The following is a 1,537-nucleotide window of genomic DNA, read 5'->3' as shown; positions in this document are numbered from 1 at the left end:
CCTTGACCCCCAGGCAACCAACACGGCTCTCTGACCTGCCGCCGTTCCCGGGCTAAGCTGCTGCGACGATCCTCAGCCGTGCATGTTTGTCCACCGGCGTCCGTCGTGGTCGTCACTCAGTTAGTCACCCGCTCGGGACGAGCATCCTTCTTGCCGCTAGTGCTAGGGCGTTCGAGCGTGCTGCTTGAGGAACTCCCGGAAAAATTGGCAGAGCTTCGAGACAGCCAGCACGTGGTCGGCATCGCTTGTTAAGCGGTCCTCGGTAGCACCATCACCGAAGGTCTCCGCTAGCACCAGGGATGAGAAGGCAAGGCTGCTGCCACGATGGCGGGCGGTCATCCACTCTTGGAACGCCGCCAGCTCGCCCTGACCGCGCGCCAAGGCGAATCCCGTCAGCATGGAGCACGCGCGGTCATACCTTGGCCTTCCGACGTACATGCCCAGTCGGTGATCCATGTGCCACAAGAACTCGTCCCAGCTCACTCCGGGATTCTCTCTGACGACCGCTTCGGTGTGAAGGAACTATCACACGATGCTGAGCTGCGGGGTTGGCGGTGGTGAGCTGGTTCAACGGTCCGCGAGTGTCCAAAGGCGTCCACCCCTGTCCGCGTCGATCGTCACTCAGTTGGTCACCCAGCATCGACTGTCAAGCGCTCACCATCTGCGGAAATTGCACATGTCCCTGATCGCTTGCTGGATAAGATCCCAGGTCTTCTGAATATCAACTCTCCCGTTTGCCGCACCCGAATAGCGTGAAGTGTCCCGCATCAGGAGAACCGCGCCAATCCACGCCGTTATGACACCTAGCACCATGGCAACAAACAGCATTATTATGATTGGCACAAGAATATTCGGCGCAACACCGAGGCGAGCAAGCACCATCAGTACCAGCGTTACCGGAAAGAGCAGAGCGAGGCGCATCCCTCTCACAAACAAGCGGTATCGGTACGACTGCACTATTGCAGACATATTGGGACTATCCAAGGGATTCTCCATTCCGGTCCCAAGCACTCGCAAACACAGTCGCACGCAGAGTCAACGGATGCGCCATCCCGTCTGCCGCCGACCCGCCCTCCTGGGGAGCGGGCCACCGCCCGGCCCGCCACGTCAAGCGGACCTTGACGCACGTACGGACGCTGGCGGGCCGGGCGGTGGTCTGCTCGGCTCGCCCGGATCGACGGCTGACGGGATGGCCCAGCGCAACCGCCCACGGACCGCGACCCGCCGACGGACCCCCGGCCATCTCGGAGTCGTTGCGCCCCCGCCGGAGGCGCGGTAACCGCGACCAGCTCGCCGCCGCGACCCGCCGCGCAGACCCGGCGTGCCCTTCCCCGCGCCGCGCCGCTCGGGCGCGGCCCGGCCGGCTGCCGGCTCACAAGCCTCAACCACTTCGCCGCTTACCGTCAGCGGCGGCCCCCGGGCTTCCCGCCCTCCGCGCCAGCCGCCGGGCGTTCTGCGTGGCCGGCGTGGAGCGACAGCGGAGCGTCGGCCGCGCGCCCAGGCGGCGGCGCGTGCGGCCCGTCTCGGGCCGCCTTGA

1 protein-coding gene is annotated in these 1,537 nt (G+C 65.3%); it reads right to left on the bottom strand.

Annotated elements, in window-relative coordinates:
* Positions 1–162: 162 nt before the first annotated feature.
* Positions 163–483, bottom strand: coding sequence for a hypothetical protein (locus ABGB10_RS33145; RefSeq protein ID WP_347664914.1), 321 nt, complete (start codon positions 481–483; stop codon positions 163–165).
* Positions 484–1,537: the final 1,054 nt, after the last annotated feature.

Source organism: Micromonospora sp. B9E7, from assembly GCF_039871815.1.
Taxonomy (GTDB): Bacteria; Actinomycetota; Actinomycetes; order Mycobacteriales; family Micromonosporaceae; genus Micromonospora.
Note: the sequence above shows the minus strand (reverse complement) of the source record. Positions and strands in the feature narration are given on the sequence as shown.